Source organism: Bacillus sp. URHA0034 (genome assembly GCF_056280405.1).
This window is the reverse complement of the sequence record NZ_JBWCDK010000002.1, coordinates 2,692,113-2,712,914: the sequence shown is the minus strand read 5'-3', so window position 1 is coordinate 2,712,914 and position 20,802 is coordinate 2,692,113. Positions and strand designations below refer to the sequence as shown.

At 39.3% G+C, this 20,802-nt stretch carries 14 protein-coding genes; 13 read left to right on the top strand and 1 reads right to left on the bottom strand.

What is annotated here, in order from left to right; all coding sequences use genetic code 11:
* On the top strand, positions 1-1,350 hold the full coding sequence (gene glmM, locus ACZ9EE_RS14975) for a phosphoglucosamine mutase (protein WP_476028246.1): 1,350 nt from the start codon (positions 1-3) through the stop codon (positions 1,348-1,350).
* A gap of 514 nt (positions 1,351-1,864) precedes the next feature.
* On the top strand, positions 1,865-3,667 hold the full coding sequence (gene glmS / locus ACZ9EE_RS14970) for a glutamine--fructose-6-phosphate transaminase (isomerizing) (RefSeq protein ID WP_476028244.1): 1,803 nt from the start codon (positions 1,865-1,867) through the stop codon (positions 3,665-3,667).
* A 262-nt stretch (positions 3,668-3,929) separates the two neighbouring features.
* On the opposite strand, the gene ACZ9EE_RS14965 is transcribed toward glmS, so the two are convergent.
* Complete coding sequence (locus ACZ9EE_RS14965) at positions 3,930-4,847, bottom strand: AraC family transcriptional regulator (protein ID WP_476028242.1); 918 nt, start codon at positions 4,845-4,847, stop codon at positions 3,930-3,932.
* A 329-nt stretch (positions 4,848-5,176) separates the two neighbouring features.
* Here ACZ9EE_RS14965 and ACZ9EE_RS14960 point away from each other — a divergent pair, with 329 nt between their 5' ends.
* The 11 genes from ACZ9EE_RS14960 to glpK all read left to right on the top strand — a co-directional run bounded on the left by ACZ9EE_RS14960 (position 5,177) and on the right by glpK (position 20,634).
* Positions 5,177-6,160 (top strand): aldo/keto reductase, encoded by a 984-nt coding sequence (locus tag ACZ9EE_RS14960; protein ID WP_476028240.1) that lies wholly within the window; start codon positions 5,177-5,179, stop codon positions 6,158-6,160.
* 37 nt (positions 6,161-6,197) lie between these two features.
* Positions 6,198-7,049, top strand: coding sequence for an aldo/keto reductase (locus ACZ9EE_RS14955; protein WP_476028238.1), 852 nt, complete (start codon positions 6,198-6,200; stop codon positions 7,047-7,049).
* A gap of 433 nt (positions 7,050-7,482) precedes the next feature.
* Positions 7,483-8,931 carry a PTS mannitol transporter subunit IIBC gene (locus ACZ9EE_RS14950; RefSeq protein WP_476028236.1) on the top strand — a complete coding sequence of 483 codons (1,449 nt, stop codon included), beginning with the start codon at positions 7,483-7,485 and terminating at the stop codon, positions 8,929-8,931.
* 197 nt (positions 8,932-9,128) lie between these two features.
* Positions 9,129-11,249 (top strand): BglG family transcription antiterminator, encoded by a 2,121-nt coding sequence (locus tag ACZ9EE_RS14945; RefSeq protein ID WP_476028234.1) that lies wholly within the window; start codon positions 9,129-9,131, stop codon positions 11,247-11,249.
* Between the two features lie 2 nt (positions 11,250-11,251).
* A complete protein-coding gene (locus tag ACZ9EE_RS14940) occupies positions 11,252-11,689 on the top strand; it encodes a PTS mannitol transporter subunit IIA (protein WP_476028232.1) in 438 nt (145 codons plus the stop codon).
* A 224-nt stretch (positions 11,690-11,913) separates the two neighbouring features.
* Positions 11,914-13,818 (top strand): PTS mannitol transporter subunit IICBA, encoded by a 1,905-nt coding sequence (locus tag ACZ9EE_RS14935; RefSeq protein ID WP_476028230.1) that lies wholly within the window; start codon positions 11,914-11,916, stop codon positions 13,816-13,818.
* Positions 13,819-14,128: 310 nt separating this feature from the next.
* Complete coding sequence (locus ACZ9EE_RS14930) at positions 14,129-16,252, top strand: BglG family transcription antiterminator (protein WP_476028228.1); 2,124 nt, start codon at positions 14,129-14,131, stop codon at positions 16,250-16,252.
* A 5-nt stretch (positions 16,253-16,257) separates the two neighbouring features.
* The gene (locus ACZ9EE_RS14925; protein WP_476028226.1) at positions 16,258-17,400 is read left to right on the top strand and encodes a mannitol-1-phosphate 5-dehydrogenase; all 1,143 of its coding nucleotides are present in this window, start codon (positions 16,258-16,260) and stop codon (positions 17,398-17,400) included.
* A gap of 123 nt (positions 17,401-17,523) precedes the next feature.
* Positions 17,524-18,072 carry a glycerol-3-phosphate responsive antiterminator gene (locus tag ACZ9EE_RS14920; protein WP_476028224.1) on the top strand — a complete coding sequence of 183 codons (549 nt, stop codon included), beginning with the start codon at positions 17,524-17,526 and terminating at the stop codon, positions 18,070-18,072.
* A gap of 213 nt (positions 18,073-18,285) precedes the next feature.
* Entirely contained in the window at positions 18,286-19,110 is an 825-nt protein-coding gene (locus ACZ9EE_RS14915) for an MIP/aquaporin family protein (RefSeq protein WP_476028223.1), read from the top strand.
* Between the two features lie 33 nt (positions 19,111-19,143).
* Positions 19,144-20,634, top strand: coding sequence for a glycerol kinase GlpK (gene glpK, locus ACZ9EE_RS14910; protein WP_476028221.1), 1,491 nt, complete (start codon positions 19,144-19,146; stop codon positions 20,632-20,634).
* Positions 20,635-20,802 lie beyond the last annotated feature (168 nt).

Genomic DNA, 20,802 nt, shown 5'->3' with positions numbered 1-20,802 from the left:
ATGGGTAAATATTTCGGTACTGATGGGGTACGTGGAGTAGCAAACAGCGAATTAACACCGGAGATGGCCTTTAAATTAGGCCGCTACGGCGGTTATGTTTTAACAAAGGATAAAGATCGACCTAAAGTATTAATTGGCCGTGATACACGTATTTCAGGTCATATGTTAGAAGGAGCACTAGTAGCCGGGTTACTATCAATTGGTGCAGAGGTAATGCGGTTGGGCGTCATCTCAACCCCCGGGGTATCCTATTTAACCAAAGCATTAGGGGCTCAAGCAGGTGTAATGATTTCTGCTTCACATAACCCTGTTGCCGATAATGGAATTAAATTCTTTGGACCGGATGGTTTTAAGCTGTCCGATGAGCAGGAACTAGAAATCGAGAACTATATAGATTTACCGGAAGATCAACTGCCACGACCAACAGGGGCAGAACTTGGTCAGGTGATGGATTATTTTGAAGGCGGTCAAAAGTACCTGCAATACCTGAAGAATACGGTAGATGAAGACTTCTCAGGCATTCATATTGCCTTGGATTGTGCGCACGGAGCAACCTCGTCATTAGCAAGCCATTTATTTGCAGACCTTGACGCTGATTTATCGACAATGGGAGCTTCACCAAATGGATTAAACATTAATGCTGGAGTGGGGTCGACCCACCCTGAAGCACTTGCAGCTCTTGTAAAAGAAAAAGGAGCAGATGTAGGTCTTTCCTTTGACGGTGATGGTGACCGTTTAATTGCTATTGATGAAAAGGGTAATATTGTAGATGGCGACCAAATCATGTACATTTGTGGAAAGTATATGAAAGAGCAAGGTCGTTTAAAACATGGGACCATTGTTTCCACGGTCATGAGTAACCTTGGTTTTTACAAAGCCCTTGAAACACATGGAATCCATAGTGTACCTACAGCAGTTGGTGACCGTTATGTGGTAGAAGAAATGAAGAAAAGTGGTTTTAACCTTGGCGGTGAGCAATCAGGACACATCATTTTCTTAGACTACAACACAACAGGCGACGGATTATTATCAGGATTGCAGTTAGTTAATATCATGAAGGTAACCGGGAAGCCGTTATCAGAATTAGCCGGTGAAATGAAAAAGTATCCGCAAAAGCTTGTCAACGTACGAGTAACGGATAAAAACCATGTTACCGATAATGTAAAGGTAAAAGCTGTAATCGAACAAGTTGAGGCTGAGATGGAAGGGAACGGAAGAATTCTTGTCCGTCCAAGTGGAACAGAACCGCTTGTTCGAGTCATGGCAGAGGCAGCAACAGAGGAACTTTGTGAATCGTTTGTGAGCCGGATTGTTGATGTTGTTAAAGAAGAAATGGAATTAAAGGAATAGAATGTACTTCTAATAAAGTACCTCTACTACGAGAAAAACTTTATAGCGATAGACTATGTCTTTATGCATAAGGGAACGGATTCGTTCCCTTATGCATATTTTATTAAGGATAGTTTTGACTCATGTTTTTATGTTTAAGTTTTAGTTGACGGACGTTTAACCTTTCATGTAAGATAAATATGCTTGTTTATTAAAGCGAATCTTTGGAAGGAGGATAGAGGTAGACACAAGGAAAATTAAAAGCGCCTGGACTAATCAGATGAGAGTTGATTAGTTGACGAGGAGGAGGGTTATCGAATGTTCGGCGGATACCTCCCGGTTGCCTTCGCACAACCGAAAAGTTCTTCTTTAAAACCTAGAGGCAACTCTATGCACAAAGAGAAGGATATGCGCATACTAACTGTAATGAAATTAGAAAGGTATAGACAGATACCTTAATCAAAAGCAGAGATAAGGGGGCAAGTACTGCCTCCAAAAGCATTCTTGCCCCCTGATTCCAGGGAGGAAAAAGAAAATGTGTGGAATTGTTGGATATATTGGTCATAACGACTCGAAAGAAATTCTTTTAAAAGGCTTAGAAAAGCTTGAGTATAGAGGGTATGATTCTGCTGGCATCGCTGTAAAAAATGAAAATGGTGTTCATGTTTTTAAAGAAAAGGGCCGCATTGCGGATTTACGTGAAATTGTCAATGAAGATGTAAAAGGCAATATGGGAATTGGTCATACTAGATGGGCAACACATGGTGTTCCAAGTAAGTCAAACTCCCATCCACATCAAAGTACATCTGGCCGGTTTACCCTTGTTCACAACGGTGTAATCGAGAACTATGAGCTTCTAAAACGTGAATTTTTAGCCGATGTTTCATTCAGAAGTGAAACCGATACGGAAGTAGTAGTTCAACTGATCGAGTTGCTAGTTAATCAGGGCTTAGAGGTTATTGAGGCATTTCGGAAAACGTTAACTCTTTTACATGGATCATATGCTATTGCACTTTTAGATGAAGAAGACAGTGAGACCATTTATGTTGCGAAAAACAAGAGCCCGCTGCTAGTAGGCCTTGGTAGTGACTTTAATGTTGTGGCCAGTGATGCAATGGCAATGCTTCAAGTAACTAATCAATACCTCGAATTGATGGATAAGGAAATTGTCCTTGTTACTAAGAATGAAGTGACCATTCAAAACCTCAATGGTGATATTATTAGCCGTCAGCCTTATACAGCGGAACTTGATGCAAGTGACATTGAAAAGGGAACTTACCCATACTATATGTTAAAAGAGATTGATGAACAGCCATTGGTCTTACGTAAGATCATTCAAACATATCAAGATGAGCAAGGGACATTGACCGTTGACCCTGACATCATTCATGCTATGAATGAATCTGACCGTGTATACATTATTGCAGCTGGAACATCTTACCATGCAGGTTTGGTTGGAAAGCAGTTTATTGAAAGCATTGCAAAACTGCCAGTTGAAGTCCATATTGCAAGTGAATTTGTTTATAATATGCCACTTCTGACTAAGAAGCCGTTGTTTATCTTCATTTCACAAAGCGGTGAAACTGCTGACAGCCGTGCTGTCCTTGTAAAAGTAAAAGAGATGGGCTATCGTACATTAACGATCACGAATGTACCAGGATCTACTTTGTCACGTGAAGCAGATTATACACTGTTATTGCATGCTGGTCCTGAGATTGCTGTTGCTTCCTCTAAAGCCTATACAGCACAGTTGGCTGTTTTAGCTATTTTAGCGGAAGTAACTGCCAAGAGCCAAGGAATTCCGGTTGATTTTGATCTGATCCATGAGCTGGGTATTATTGCAAATGCAATGGAAGTACTTTGTGACTCAAAGGAGCTAATTGAGCATATTTCAAGAGAGTTCTTATCTGTTACACGCAATGCCTTCTTTATTGGCCGCGGAGTTGATTATTATGTAGGCCTTGAAGGTGCCTTGAAACTTAAGGAAATTTCCTATATTCAGGCAGAAGGTTTTGCTGGCGGCGAGTTAAAGCATGGTACCATTGCATTAATTGAAGAAGGCACACCAGTTATTGCCCTTGCCACGCAGGAGAGCGTCAACTTAAGTATTCGTGGAAATGTAAAGGAAGTTGTAGCGCGCGGAGCAAACCCATGCATTATTTCAATGGATGGTCTCAATATGGATGAAGATAGTTTTGTCATCCCAGAAGTACATGAATTATTAACACCGCTTATCTCTGTTATTCCATTGCAATTACTTGCCTACTACGCTGCCTTACACCGTGGTTGTGATGTCGACAAACCACGAAATCTTGCCAAATCAGTAACGGTAGAGTAAAAGGGCTATTGTAAGGCTGGAGATGTTGAAAGAAAAAAGTTGTGAACTGGCTTTTGTAATGTCTTTCAACATTGAATTTGTGATGGTTGTTTAATGTGAGGCTCAATCCATTTTTGGGATTGGGTCTTTTTTTTGTTGAATGATCATAAGCTGGTGCTGTCTTTGCGAAAATGTTAGTTACGACAAAATTTCATTTACTTGCTCTCTATAGTATAGGTTCTCTTCTTATACACAAAAGGACCCCAACCATAAGGAAGGGGATTCACAGTTCTATCATTTTGCCTTGGTTATCTCTTAAGCGCTTTACATCTTCTTTAGGTGGTAAACCAAACATACGCGAATATTCACGACTAAATTGTGATGGACTTTCATAGCCCATCCGGAATGCAACATCTGCTGCATCTGCTGATTCTGATAATAACAGGCTCCGTGCTTCTTGAAGTCTCAGTTGTTTTTGGAATTGAATGGGGCTCATTGCGGTTATTTCTTTAAAGTGCCGATGGAGTGAAGAAACACTCATATTTGCTATTTCTGCTAGTTCCTCAATCTTAAATGACTTTTCATAGTTATTCATGATATGTTCAATCACGTCACTGATTTGATTGGTGGAACTTCCTTCTATTGCTATTTGTTTTAGCATTCCTCCGTGTTCTCCTTGCAGAACTCTATAAATGATTTCCTTCGTGATTAAAGGAGCAAGTACCTTGATGTCTTTCGGCGTATCTAGTAACCGTGCTAATCTTGTTACCGCGTCTAGCAAAGATGGCCCTATTTTACTGACATACATACCTCGTTTAGCATTTTCCTTCTTGTCAGTGCCCATTTGGAATTCACGTAATACCTCCAATATTTCACTTGGTGTGAATTCAAGTTTGAGAGCCAGATATGGAACTTCAGAAGAGGCTTCCGTGACTTGTCCGGTTATTGGCAGCTTAACAGATGCAACTAGGTAATCTGCAGGACCATACTGAAAACTCTCCTGTGACAGCAATACCTCCTTCATCCCTTGAACGACAATGCATAAGGAAGGCTTGTAAACACCGTAATTTGGACCAGTATCATTAGAGTAACGGGAGAAAAATAAAGACTTAATTGCGGTCATTTGAGTACCATCTCGTCCTGTGTGACCCTCTATGATTTTGGCGAGCTCAACTCTTTGTCTATATAATTGTTCAAACATAAAATTTCTCCTCTGTTTTCTTCATTTGTGATGGTCCCATTATAAAGCTAATATACTTTCGGCGTAAATGGTTGTGAGAGGATTATGCAATCATTTGACAGGATTGAGATACCAGTCGTATTTTCATTTGTTGCATAATGAGGATGTAAGTTATCACACATTTTTATTTTCAACGAAATAAGATCAAATTATTGATAAGGGAATAGATAGATTACCATGATTAATACATGGAAAATATACATGTTTGGGGGCATTGGAATCTCTAGATATAGATTGGAGAAAGCCATCATTTTATTAAGATTTAAGTGGAAATGGGAGGAAGATAACTAATGCAAAATCGTATGTTAGGAAATAGCGGCTTAGAAGTTTCTGCTATAGGTCTAGGCTGTATGGGGATGAGTCATGGTTATGGTCCGGCATCGGATAAAAAAGAGATGATTTCGTTAATTCATGCAGCAATTAATCGAGGCGTCACTTTCTTCGACACCGCCGAAGTTTATGGTCCATATGTGAATGAGGAATTGGTGGGTGAAGCGCTTAGACCTTTTAAGGGGAAAGTGGTCATTGCCACTAAATTTGGTATCCACATGGAAAATGGTAAGCAGGTGTTGGACAGCAAGCCGGAGACCATTCGGCAATCAGTTGAAGGCTCGCTAAATCGTCTAAATGCTGACACCATTGACCTCTACTATCAGCATCGGGTGGATCCAAATGTGCCGATTGAGGAAGTAGCCGGGGTAGTACAAGACCTAATCAAGGAAGGTAAGGTTAAACATTGGGGGCTTTCTGAAGCAGGTGTGGAAACGATTCGCCGCGCGCACGGGGTTCAGCCTTTGACTGCGATTCAAAGTGAATACTCCATGATGTGGAGAAGTCCTGAAGAACAACTGCTGCCTACCCTTGAAGAACTTGGAATCGGCTTTGTGCCGTTCAGTCCTCTGGGCAAAGGATTCCTTACTGGAAAAATTGATAACAGTGCAACATTTGATAGCTCAGATTTTCGCTGTATTGTTCCTCGCTTCAAACCTGAAAATATTGCAGCTAATCAGATATTGGTCGAACTGATCAAGAAGATTGCAGTAGGGAAAGATGCAACTCCTGCTCAAATTGCACTAGCATGGGTACTTGCTCAGAAGCCATGGATTGTTCCGATTCCCGGTACAAGGAAACTCGAACGTCTGGAAGAAAATCTAGGCACAGCTGAAGTTAAGCTGACTCCTGAAGAACTAGATGATTTGAACGATGCACTATCAAAGATTGAAATTTCGGGAGAGCGCTACCCGGCAGAATACGCAAATAGAGTGGGAAAATAAAAGACACTCATTCTTTAATTAACAGGAGGAATTTTTTATGCAAAAAGTAATTTTAAACAATGGTGTTGATATGCCAATTCTAGGTTTTGGTGTTTATCAGATTCAAGATGAAAAAGAATGTGAACAAGCTGTTTACGATGCAATTATGGCAGGGTACCGTCTAATCGATACGGCTGCCTCCTATCTAAATGAAGAAGCAGTCGGCAGAGCAATCAAGCGGAGCGGTGTGCAAAGAGAGGAATTGTTCATCACAACAAAACTTTGGGTTCAGGATGCTGGTTATGAGAGTACAAAAAAAGCATTTGCCAATTCACTAAAAAGACTTCAATTGGATTATTTAGACTTGTATTTGATTCATCAGCCATTCGGCGATGTATATGGTTCTTGGCGGGCTATGGAGGAATTATACCGGGAGGAAAAAATCAGAGCAATCGGAGTAAGTAACTTCTATTCAGACCGCCTAATTGATTTAATCATTCATAATGAAGTTGTTCCAGCCGTAAATCAGATCGAAACACATGTTTTTAATCAACAAATTGAAAGTCACAACTTTATGAAAGAAAACAATGTTCAGATTGAGTCTTGGGGACCGTTTGCTGAAGGAAAAAATAACATGTTCCAGAACGAAACTTTGGTATCAATTGCTGAAAATTATAATAAATCCGTTGCACAGGTGGTTTTACGTTGGTTAACACAAAGAGGCGTTGTTGCGATTCCAAAATCTGTACGTAAGGAAAGAATCATCGAAAACTTCAATATCTTTGACTTTGAATTAGGCCAAGAAGATATGGAGAAAATCGCTGCTTTAGATACGAAACAAAGCTTGTTCTTTTCACATCAAGACCCTGAAATGGTGAAATGGATCGGGACACGTAAACTTGATATTTAATGTTCTTTCTTACCACCAACTAAAATGATATTATTCGGCAGAGTACGAAATTGAATCGTGTTCAACTATTATCTCACCAGGCGAGTACAGTCTGAATAACTTTTAAAGAAGGTGTCCCAAAAGTATAACTTTTAGGTGCACCTTCTTTCTTCTTTAAACTAGTCTATTGATTTCCGCTCCAGGCGCGAGCGGTTCGCGGGCTTCCCAGCCCCGTACTCCCGCAGGAGTCTTCGCGCCTTCCGCTCCAGTCAACAGAGTGTGCAAAAATTATTCGTCAACCACCTTTTGGGTCAGCCTCCCTTTTTTTGAGAAAAAGTAAATGTTGTCAACAACCGCAGTGACAAAATGAAATTTAGTATCAATTGATGAATAGTTGAAAGCGTTTTAATATTGAGCTAGAAAGATAAAAAAATATTAAGTGGGGGGAAATCTGATGAGTGAAACAGTTAAAGTGAAGTCAGAAGTAAACGTGACTGCTAAAGAGAAATCAGATGTAAAAGTTAAAATACAGAAGTTCGGAAGTTATTTAAGCGGGATGGTCATGCCGAATATTGGTGCCTTTATTGCTTGGGGTCTAATAACAGCATTATTTATCCCCACCGGATGGATTCCAAACAAGGATCTCGCTACACTAGTCGGCCCAATGATTACATTCTTATTGCCATTATTAATAGGTTTTACCGGCGGCCGGATGGTATATGATATCCGCGGAGGAGTAGTCGGAGCTACAGCAACAATGGGTGTCATTGTCGGAACCGATATCCCAATGTTCTTAGGAGCTATGATTATGGGACCACTTGGCGGATTTGTTATTAAGAAATTCGACAAACTGATTGAAGGAAAAGTAAAGTCAGGTTTTGAAATGCTAGTCAATAACTTCTCAGCAGGTATTCTTGGAGGTGCTTTGACACTATTAGCCTATAAAGGTGTCGGCCCGGTTGTTGAAGCATTGAGCAAATTTTTAGCATCGGGAGTTCAGTTTATCGTTGATCATAACATGCTGCCGCTTGCCAACATATTTATTGAACCAGCAAAAGTATTATTCTTAAATAATGCGATCAACCATGGCATTTTAAGCCCACTGGGCATTGAGCAAGCAACAAAAGCAGGAAAATCGATTCTATTCTTATTAGAAACAAACCCTGGTCCTGGTCTTGGGATCTTACTTGCTTACTGGTTATTTGGAAAAGGAACAGCAAAACAAACGGCACCAGGTGCAGTAATTATCCACTTTTTAGGTGGTATTCACGAAATTTACTTCCCATACATTTTAATGAAGCCTATGTTGATTTTTGCAGCAATGGCCGGTGGTGTAAGTGGAGTATTTACCTTTAACATCCTTCACGCAGGACTTGTCGCAGCTCCATCACCAGGAAGTATCTTTGCATTACTTGCGATGACACCAAAAGGCGGATATTTTGCCACTCTTGCTGGTGTAATCGTGGCAGCAGGCGTCTCTTTTGCAGTAGCTTCACTGATCCTAAGAACAAGTAAGGCTGCAGCTGAGGAGGATTTATCTTCTGCTGCCGCTAAGATGGAAGAAATGAAAGGGAAGAAAAGTTCAGTAAGCTCTGTTTTAACAACACAAAATGAAATGAAACCTGAACATGTAAACAAAATTGTCTTTGCATGTGATGCGGGTATGGGTTCCAGTGCCATGGGGGCATCCATTTTAAGAAATAAGGTGCAAAAGGCAGGTTTAGGTATAACGGTTACTAATACCGCCATTAACAATTTGCCAGCAGATGCTGACGTAGTGGTGACTCATAAGGACTTAACAGACCGTGCAAAGGCAAAATTGCCGAATGCTAAGCATATCTCTGTGGAAAACTTTTTAAACAGCCCTAAATATGATGAATTAGTAAATAGTTTAAAAAAATAGTTAGCCAAAGAGTCTAGACAGATATGCTAGACTCTTTTGTTTTAATCATGTCAACAATACAATGGACTAAATCATAAATAGCTTTTGTTGTGTAAGGGATTTTATGGATTTACAATAAATATTGTAAGTATCAAATTTTAATTTTGGCAACATCATCCGTTTCAAGGGACGCGATCGTCCCATAAGGAAGGTGAGAAATGTATATTTCGGCTAGAGAAAGACAAATTCTTGAAGTCCTATTAAAAATCCCGGATGAAACAACCGTGAAAGACCTGGCAGAATTAATTGGTGTTAGCGGCAGAACGATCCATAGAGATTTAAAAAACATAGAAGATATTCTTGAGGAATACAACCTCATATTGCAAAAAAAATCAGGGGTGGGTGTCCAAATAACGGGTGAGCAAAATAAGATTAGGGAATTGGAACTCTATTTGTTTAATCTCTCACATAAAGAATATACGCCAGATGAACGGCAAACGATTATGCTGTGTGAATTGTTAGAAACAAGTGAACCTGTAAAACTTCTTGCGCTTGCCTCAGACTTAAACGTAACGATTGCAACGGTAAGCTCTGATCTAACGAAGCTAGAAGAGAGGTTAAAAACGTTTGGATTAGCCCTGATTCGTAGGAGAGGCTACGGTGTTGAAATTGAGGGGGAAGAAAGTGCAAAAAGAAGGGCAATGAGTCAGTTAATTTCAGAATACCTTGATGAATCAGAGCTCCTTTCTTTAACACGGGATAATATCCAAATGAGGTCGACTCAACAAATTCATAGCATTTCTGAAAGATTAATGGGACTTGTTGAAAAAAAGAAATTGGTAATTGTTGAAAACATAGTCAATTCGATTGTTCAAGAGCTGCCATTCTCAATGGCCGACAGTGCTTATATTGGTCTTGTGGTACATTTAGCACTGGCTGTAGAAAGAATCCAAAAAGGGGAAGGAATTAAAATCAATTTTTCCTATTTGGAGGACCAGAAGGTTACGAAGGAATACAAATTTGCAGAGAAAATAGTATCACAATTAGAACGAGTATTTACTATTAATATACCGGAAGCAGAGATAGCTTATATTACCATGCACTTAAAGGGTGCAAAACTCAGACATGAAAATGAACATTCAATCGAGGATACAAGTATACAGGCGGCTATAAAAACGAAAAAGCTGATCGAAATAGTAGGGAAGCTGGCAGGGATGGATTTATCGACAAATCGCTCACTTTTTGAAGGTCTGAGTGTTCATCTAAAGCCAGCAATCTATCGTATAAAGCAACAGATGGGCATCAGTAACCCTTTGTTAGATAAGATTAAAAAGGATTATGCCGATCTATTTGAGCTTGTTAAACAGGCGGTAAACCAGGTATTCCCTGAGTTTTATGTTCCCGATGAAGAAACTGGCTATCTAGTCATGCATTTTGGAGCAGTACTAATGGGCAGCAAAGATCTGGGCAGCTTTAAAACGCTTGTGGTTTGTTCGAGTGGAATTGGTACTTCTAAAATGCTGGCAACTAGATTACAAAAAGAGTTTCCTGAATTGAGGTTCATCCAAAACGTATCGGTGATGGAATTTCGAAAAATGGATAAAACCGATTTTCAGCTTGTCATCTCTACCATCCCTATCCCTGATTATAGCTGGGACTATATAGTGGTCAATCCATTCTTGAATAAGGATGAAATAGAAAAAATCCGCTCCTTTATTAATGAATATAAATTTGTAAATAGTTCAGAGACACAACTTCCGGTGATGTTCAATCCAAATAAGGGTAAGAAGCCTACTCCAAGGTTAATTGAAGAAATGAAAACGATAAAAGAGTATGCAGGGACGATTGAATCCGTTCTAGAGGGATTTGACTTAACCGAACTAGGTAACGAAACGGTTAAAGAGCTATTATCCGTGACCTGTCAAAAAGAATTTCTGCAACAAAGAATCATTGACGTCGAAAAGGTAGTTGATGCCATCCTCGAAAGAGAAGGTCTTGGAGGGATTGGTATTCCCGAAACAGCAATGGCGTTATTTCATACACGGTCTCCATATGTCATTAAGCCGAGTTTTACTATCACGACACTAAATAAACCGATAATAGTCATCGGTATGGATGGTGTAGAAATGAACATGAAATTTCTCGTCCTCCTTTTATCACCTGCCAATGCATCAGAAAAGACATTGGAGGTATTAAGTTTTTTAAGTTCATTGTTAATTGAAAGCGAAGAGAATATTAATACTTTTCAATCTAATAACAAGGAAAAAATAGCCGGATTGTTAACAGAAAGACTGGGGCAATTTTTTGATTATAAATTAACGGAATTAAGGAGTGTATAAGGATGACAAAATCAATCTTAACGAAAGAAAATATTCTATTAAACACAAACGTAGATTCTAAGGAAGAAGCGATTAGATTAACTGGGGGAATTCTTGTAGAAAAAGGTTATGTGGATGCTGATTATATAGAAAAAATGCTTGAAAGAGAACAATTAACATCTACTTATATGGGGAATTTTGTAGCTATTCCACATGGTACCGAGGATTCCAAGCCATTTGTAAAGGAATCTGGTATATCATTTGTTCAAGTTCCGCAAGGTGTGGATTTTGGGGCTGGAAATATGGTTAAGCTTCTGATTGGAATTGCTGGAAAAGACAATGAACATCTAGATATATTATCTAATATTGCGATTGTATGTTCTGAGGAGGAAAACATCGAGCGACTCGTCACTGCCCAATCAGCGGATGAGGTCCTTGCTATTTTTGAAGATGTAAATTAATTAAATCGAAGTCATCATGCCCAAGTAAAGAAGTAATAAAGGGTTGGCTGCGAGCCATTTTATGCATAACCTATTTTGTTAGATATGCTGTATATTCAATATTCTTTGAGAAACAATAGGTTTGTCTCATTAAGTGTGACAAATCTCACTTTACTCTTTATTGAATGCAGTGGGTCAGTGCCTTACTATAGATAGGTACTAAAACAAAGAAGGGATGAGAGCAAATGGCTCAATCTAATATAAAGGTAGCTGTACAAAAGTTCGGAAACTTCCTAAGTTCGATGGTTATGCCGAATATATCAGCTTTCATAGCATGGGGGCTAATCACGGCCTTATTTATACCAACAGGTTTCTTTCCGAATGAAAGCCTTGCCAAGATGGTCAGCCCAATGGTTACATACTTACTTCCGCTTTTGATAGGTTACACAGGTGGTAAGCTTGTACATGACCAACGCGGAGGAGTAGTTGGTGCCATTGCAACAATGGGTGTTATTGTCGGAACAGATATTCCAATGTTCTTAGGCGCGATGATCATGGGACCGTTCGGCGGTTTGGTGATTAAGAAATTTGACCAATCTGTTGAAGGAAAAATTAAAGCGGGCTTTGAAATGCTTGTGAATAACTTTTCAGCAGGTATCCTTGGTGGATTGCTGGCAATCCTATCATTCTTAGCCATTGGTCCAGCTGTGGATGTATTTACAGGCTGGCTTGTTGCAGGTGTTGATTGGCTGGTAAGCACGGGATTATTGCCATTAACAAGTATCATTATTGAACCTGCCAAAATTCTGTTCTTAAATAATGCAATTAACCATGGTGTATTATCACCGATTGGTGTTGAGCAAGCAAAATCAACAGGAAAATCATTATTATTTCTTCTTGAAGCAAATCCAGGACCTGGTATCGGAGTCCTTTTGGCCTACTGTATTTTTGGAAAAGGTACAGCGAAAAGAACAGCACCGGGAGCTGCCATTATTCAATTCTTCGGTGGAATTCATGAAATCTATTTCCCTTATATCTTAATGCGCCCAATGCTGTTCCTGGCAGTTATCCTTGGTGGAATGAGCGGCGTTTTTACATTAGTCCTTTTAGGCGGTGGATTACTTGCTCCTGCATCACCGGGTAGTATCCTTGCTATTATGGCAGTCACCCCGCATCATGCAGGCACTTATATTGCCAACCTTGCAGGAGTGCTTGTAGCAGGAATTGTTTCCTTTGTTGTTTCATCGTTTATTCTTAAAACAGGTAAACAACAAGATGAAGATATTGAAGAAGCTGCAAAAAAAATGCAGGAAATGAAAGGAAAGAAGAGTTCGGTTTCTAATGTCTTTGCTTCTAATTCCGTTGCAATGCCTGAAACAGTAAACAAGATTGTGTTCGCTTGTGATGCAGGAATGGGTTCAAGTGCGATGGGTGCATCCTTGCTGCGGAAAAAAGTAAAAGAAGCGGGATTGAATATTTCCGTTACAAATACGGCTATCAGTAATTTGCCAGCTGATGCTCAGATTGTTGTTACACAGGAAGAGTTAACACCTAGAGCACAGAATAAATTGCCGAATGCATACCATATTTCAGTCGAGAATTTCTTATCGAGTCCGGAATATGATAAATTAATTAACCAGCTTAAAAATCCGGAAACCGCTGACCTTCAAGAGATTGTTGAAGATGCGGAAGCGAATGTTCCTGATGGAAGAAATCAAGCGGAAGATGCATTACTTCGTGAGGAAAATATCTTTTTAAATCAGTCATTCGCTACGAAAGAAGAGGCGATTCGTTTTGCAGGAAGAGCGTTGGTTAAGGCTGGATACGTAAAAGAAAGCTATATCGATGCCATGATTGCAAGAGATGAAATGACATCAACTTATATGGGGAATGATGTAGCGATCCCACATGGAACAGAAGATGCGAAAAAGGATGTCTTAAATTCCGGATTTACCGTATTACAAGTTCCAGATGGTGTCGATTTTGATGGCCAAAAGGTTCGATTAATCTTTGGTATTGCCGGTAAAGATGGTACACATCTCGAAATCTTATCTGGAATTGCTGTTACATGTTCAGATATGGCAAATATTGAAAAATTAGTGGAAGCAAAATCAGCAAGAGAAATTATCAACATTTTAAATGATAAGTAATCATTAGGATAGTTTGTGAATAGAAAAGCCGTTCTGCCGCTTTTCTATTCACTTTTTTAGAAATTGGCTGTGTTAATAGGTACTGTTGATATTGAGCAATGTTGATTGGAGTGGAAGGCGCGAAGACTCCTGCGGGAGTACGGGGCTGGGGAGACCCCACAGGCGCTTAAGCGCCGAGGATGCTCCCCGGACCGCCCGCGAACCGCTCGCGCCTGAAACGGAAATCAACATTCAAATTTAACACAGCTAGAAAATAAGTGTTATGCCTCCATCCTCATTCATAATACTTACCAATCGGTGAGTTCTCAGTATGTTACTATCACAGAAACGAGCTGGTAGCATGTATATAACAACAAGGGAAAAGGCAATTATTGAATTACTTATTAAAACATCGGGAAAACAAACAGCCGCATCACTTGCGAACCACTTAAATGTAAGCGGCCGTACAGTTCACCGTGATTTAAGCGGGGTAGAAAAGATCCTTCAAACGTTCGATCTTCACTTAGTTCGCAACTTGGAAACAGGGCTTAGGATTGAGGGAAAGAACGAAAATATCTTTCGGTTAGTACAGAAGGTATTGAGTATGGTTCCAATCGATCAAACTCCTGAGGAAAAGAAATTGCAGCTGCTGATTGTCCTGATGCAGGAGGATGCCTTTAAAATTCAATCTTTAGCAATGGAACTCGGTGTTAGTAACGCAACGATAACAACCTATATAGAGGAATTGACAGAATGGTTAAGCCCGTTTAATGTGGCGATTACAAGGAAAAGAGGAGTTGGCGTTGATCTTACGGGAACAGAGTCAGCAAAACGAAAAGCACTGGCTAGCTACTTTTTGTTGTATTTTTATGAAGAGTTAATTGAGAGTTTATTTTTATTGGAAAACGGAAAATATACTCAAGAATTAATTGTGAACTACTTTCTTCCAGAATACATCGTTGTGATAGACCGGCTAGTGAATACTATTTTTAGTAATACACAGCAACGTTTAGCCGATAATGATTACATCGGACTCATTGTACATATAGGTATAACCATGCAACGGACAGAAGCTCTCTTCCTACTAGAAGAAGATGCAGAGTCTATGAATAACCTGCAGATTGAATATAATCTCATTAATGAAATATGCGGTCAGCTTGAAAAGGCCTTCTCGGTAACATTTAGGGAACAAGACCTGATTTATTTGGCTGTAATCTTAAAGGGATCTAAGCTTCAGTCAGTAGATGCTGTGCCTTATGATAGCCTTGTTCTAAGTAAAATGGTAAAGATCCTTATACAGGACGTTTCATCACAGCTTCATATCGATCTTACGAATGACTTTTCCTTGTATCAGGGGCTTTTAGCTCACATGGAACCATCACTGTATCGTATTAAACAACAAATGGGATTGTTTAATCCCTTAAAAGAGGAAATAAAACAGAAGTATCCATTTCTGTTTATAGCAGTTAAAAATAGTGTTGAAAAGCTGTTTACTGATATTGATTCTATCCCGGATGATGAAATTGCCTTTATTGTCCTTCATTTTGGATCTGCCTTAGTGATGCGGGAAGAGAAATTATCGATAAATGCCTTAATTGTCTGTCCAACAGGTATTGGGACATCCAAAATGTTAGCAAGCAGGATAAAAAAGGAGATTATTGGTATTGACCATATTGAAATAAAGTCAATGAAAGAAATCCAGGATCAGACTAATTTGAAAAGGTTTGATCTAGTCATTTCTACCGTCAAGCTCCCTTTTTTAGACATTGACTATCTTTTGGTTTCTCCACTTTTAACAGAGGAGAACATTCTATCAATTAGAAACTTTTTAAGAAATAACCTGGAAAGGGTGACGGAAAAAAAGAATTATCTACCCTTTTCAGAAACAAATCCCTCTTCTATGGGAGTTAAACCAAGTGGAACCATTTATGAAGTGTTAGACCTGCTCAGGACTGTACAAAAAAGTATTGAGGCTATATTAACAAATTTCAGAGTTTATAAAATGCGGCATGTAAATGATCATGAGAAAGTGTTGGCAGAAATGATCATTACGATCCAAAAACAAAAGCTTTTAACCTCAAGTATAGATGTCCTAGCCTCGTTAAGGGAGCGGGAAAGAAAAGGCGGTCTGGGGATACCGGGTACTGGAATGGGCCTTTTCCATTGCAGAGATAAGAATATTCATGAACTTATTTTTCAAATCTCACATTTACATAAACCGATTGTGGTCAAAGGTATGGATGGGAAGGATATGTACATGAAAACCTTACTGTTATTGCTCGCTCCTGAGGAATTAAGCGTGAGAGAGCAGGAGATAGTAAGCTTGATTAGCACTAGTTTGATTGAAAACCATGAAGCCATTATGATTTTTTCATCATCAAATGAACAAGTGATTCGCGCAAAATTAGAGGCGATTTTTTTACATTATCTCCAAACAAAAATTATAAAGGAATGATTAGAATGGAATTAGCAGTTCATTTTGGAGCAGGGAACATTGGAAGAGGATTTATCGGGGCGCTTTTTTCACAGTCTGGCTATCATGTTACCTTTGTGGATATTGCTGACCAAATCATTAATCAGTTAAATGAGGAAAAACAATACCAAGTAAAATTAGCCACAGTTGAACAAGAAAGTATGACGATCAAGAATGTTTCCGGATTAAATAATATGACGCAAGAAAGTGAAGTAATAGAAGCCATCAAACAAGCTGTCTATCTAACCACTGCGATAGGGCCGAATATTCTTCCACATATTGCACCGTTAATTGCTAAAGGATTGGCTGAAAGAGTAAAGAATAATGATGAAAAGCTGTATGTAATAGCGTGCGAAAATCAAATTTCAGCTACCGACTTATTAAAAGGATATATCTTTGAACATTTAGATAGTGAAACCAAGGAGAAATTAGAAGGTAAGGTATACTTCTTTAATTCGGCAGTTGACCGAATCGTTCCACTTCAAAATAATCAAGGATCACTTGATGTGTTAGTAGAACCTTATTATGAATGGGTAGTAGAAACCAGTGAAAACATTCCACCAGTTGAAGGGATGAAAATGGTTGCTGATCTTGCTCCGTTTATTGAACGGAAATTATTTACCGTAAACACAGGTCATGCCGTAATTGCGTACTTGGGATATCTAGAGAAGAAGTCTACTATTGACCAGACATTGGCAGATGAAGAAATAGTAAAACAAGTACAAGCGACGCTAGGTGAAACAGGTGCCTATTTAATTCATCAATATGGATTAAATCCTGAAGAACATGGCCAATACATCGATAAGATTATTCATCGTTTCCAAAATGCTTATTTAAATGATGATGTGACCAGAGTAGGACGTTCTCCTCTCCGTAAGCTTGGTCCTAATGATCGTCTCGTACGTCCTGCTGTTGAAGCAAATAAAGCCGGACTTTCCTTCACTAATCTTGCAAGGGCAATTGCTTCCGCTCTGCTGTTTGATTACCAAGAAGATCCAGAGGCTGTAAAGCTGCAAGCTATGATAAAGGAAAACGGGTTATCAGCTGTCTTAAAAGAAGTAAGCGGATTGGCTGAAAATAGCGAAATTACCAAAGAAGTAATCAGATATTATGATTTGTTAAAGAAATAAGAGAAAAGGGGTTAGTCTCCCGCTGCGTTAAAGTGGCGGGGGCCTGCCTCTTTTTTGCTATTGAATAATAAAGATTTTGTCTTTAAGATAGTAGAAAAGTTGGTACAAAGGGGATTGAGTCATTTGGAACAAAAGATATTACCTGCTTCTGGGAATATGAAGGAATTTGAGAACTTCTTAAAAAGCCCGTATGAAATCGGTGTTTATTTAGATATGCACATAGCACAACTAAAAAATATTAACTTAATGGCAAAGGAACACAATAAAAAAATGATTTATCATGTTGATTTAATCCATGGAATTAAAAATGATGAATATGCAACCGAATATATCTGCCAAGAATTCAAGCCTTATGGATTAATTTCAACCAAGTCAAGTGTCATCCAAAAGGCAAAGCAAAAAGGTGTAGTTGCCGTACAAAGGATTTTTTTAATTGATAGTCATGCACTTGAAAAAAGCTACAAGCTAATTGAAAAAACACAGCCAGATTATATTGAAGTACTTCCTGGAGCAATGCCTAAAATGATAACGGAGGTAAAAGAACGAGTGAAAACACCTATTTTAGCTGGAGGGCTCATTCGAACTTCTGAAGACGTTTATGCTGCATTAGAAGCCGGTGCCTCTGGAATTACCACATCTAAAAAAGAGCTATGGAACCATTTTGCCAATTAGTTTTTAACGTTAATACTATTTTAATCATAAAAAAAGATTGACACCGCTTTCAACCTCGTACTATACTCGTCTTAAGTTAATATTTTGTGACGGAGATAAGGAGATTCACACAGAGGCCCATTAATGGGTTCAGTCTGTTGTGAATCTCTTTTTTTTTCGTTTACAGCCTAGACGTAACAGGAAAAATACTATAAAAGAGAGAGGGAAAGAAAAATGACACCATTCGTTGGGGAAATGATTGGAACAATGATTCTTATTGTGTTTGGTGCAGGAATTGGGGCTGGCTCTTCTTTAAAGAAGTCATATTCCAATAATGCGGGATGGATCGTAATTACAGTTGCATGGGGACTTGCAGTAACAATGGGAGTATTTGCAGTAGGGTCGGTGAGTGGAGCTCACTTAAACCCGGCTGTCACAATAGCCTTTGCACTAAATGGAGATTTTCCTTGGTCTGATGTACCATCCTATATTTTGGCACAAATGCTTGGTGCTATTTTAGGATCGGTGTTAATTTATTTACATTACCTGCCACACTGGAAGGAGACGGAGGATCCTGCAACAAAGCTTGGGGTATTTGCAACAAGTCCTGCTATACCGCATACTTTCTCAAATCTATTAAGTGAAATTATTGGTACATTTATCCTTGTTCTTGGTCTATTATTTATTGGAGCTAATAAATTTACAGAAGGATTAAATCCACTTGCAGTCGGTTTATTAATTGTGGTCATTGGGATGTCTTTAGGTGGGACAACTGGTTATGCAATCAATCCAGCTCGTGACCTTGGTCCGCGAATTGCTCACTTCTTATTGCCAATCAGTGGAAAGGGAAGTTCTAATTGGGGCTATTCATGGATTCCGGTTGTCGGACCGCTTTTAGGCGGCTGCCTCGGGGCAGTTTTTTATAAAACAGTCTTTTTAGGAAAAGCAACAGGGTCTCTTTGGATTGTATTAGGAATCAGTTTTGTGGTCCTATTACTTTCATTTGTATCTAGTAAAAAGCAGAGTTCTCTTAGAAGTCAGGCTAACCAAGTAGCTTAATAGGAAGTTATTTTATAAATGGAGGAATCTATTATGGAAAAGTATATTTTATCTTTAGATCAAGGTACTACAAGCTCAAGGGCTATTCTTTTTAATAAAAATGGAGAAATTGTTCATACTGCCCAAAAGGAATTTACACAGCACTTTCCGAAGCCAGGATGGGTGGAACATAACGCAAATGAAATTTGGGGTTCCATTCTTTCTGTCATAGCAGGAGTGCTCTCTGAGTCAGGCATCAAACCTGAACAGATTTCCGGAATCGGTATCACCAATCAGCGTGAAACAACGGTTGTATGGGATAAGGAAACGGGAGAGCCAGTATACAATGCACTTGTTTGGCAGTCTCGCCAGACAAGTGAAATTTGTGAACAGCTGAAAGAGAAGGGATATAATGATCTTTTCCGTGAAAAGACAGGACTTCTCATTGATGCCTATTTTTCTGGAACCAAAGTGAAATGGATCCTTGACAATATAGAGGGTGCTCGCGACAAAGCAGAGCAGGGCAAGCTTTTGTTTGGAACAATCGATACCTGGCTGATTTGGAAGCTCTCCGGAGGCCGTGCCCATGTAACGGATTATTCTAATGCATCTCGTACACTAATGTTTAATATTTATGACCTAAAATGGGACGATGAATTATTAGAAATACTTGGGGTTCCAAAATCAATGCTCCCGGATGTACGCCCTTCATCAGAAGTTTATGCAAACACCATTGATTACCATTTCTTTGGCAAAGAAATCCCGATTGCAGGAGTGGCAGGGGATCAGCAGGCAGCATTGTTTGGCCAGGCTTGTTTTGAAGACGGTATGGCTAAAAACACATATGGCACAGGCTGTTTTATGTTAATGAATACGGGAGAAAAAGCAGTTCGGTCTGAACATGGCTTATTAACTACCCTTGCATGGGGATTAAATGGAAAAGTAGAATATGCACTGGAAGGAAGTATTTTCGTAGCAGGTTCAGCAATCCAATGGCTGCGTGACGGCTTAAGAATGTTCAAGGACGCCAAAGATAGTGAGGAATATGCGAAAAAGGTTGAATCTACTGAAGGTGTGTATGTCGTCCCTGCTTTTGTTGGATTAGGAACACCTTATTGGGATAGTGATGTCCGCGGGGCTGTGTTTGGTTTAACAAGGGGAACATCCAAGGAACACTTTATCCGGGCAACACTTGAGTCATTAGCGTATCAAACAAAGGATGTATTATCCGCAATGGAAGCAGATTCTGGAATTAAACTGAAAGCACTACGTGTTGATGGCGGTGCTGTAAAAAATAACTTTTTAATGGAGTTCCAAAGTGATCTATTAAACGTCCCGGTTGAACGTCCAGTTGTAAACGAAACGACTGCATTGGGAGCTGCTTATTTAGCGGGACTGGCAGTCGGTTTCTGGGAAAGCCAAGAGGAAATCGCAAAACAATGGGCGGTAGACTGTAAGTTTCATCCAAAAATGACAGACGACAATCGAAACAATCTATATGATGGCTGGCAAAAGGCAGTTAAAGCCGCAATGGCCTTCAAATAATAATAGTTGTATCTCGATGATTCAATATGGTAAGATAAACCTAAGTTAATATTTGTCAGGAGAAGTCGGAGAGACCACAAAAACATTATCGCGATTGGATAATGTCTTTTGTGGTCTTTTTCTATTTCCATCCTATACTTCAATGCATATGTAAATAATAAGATACGT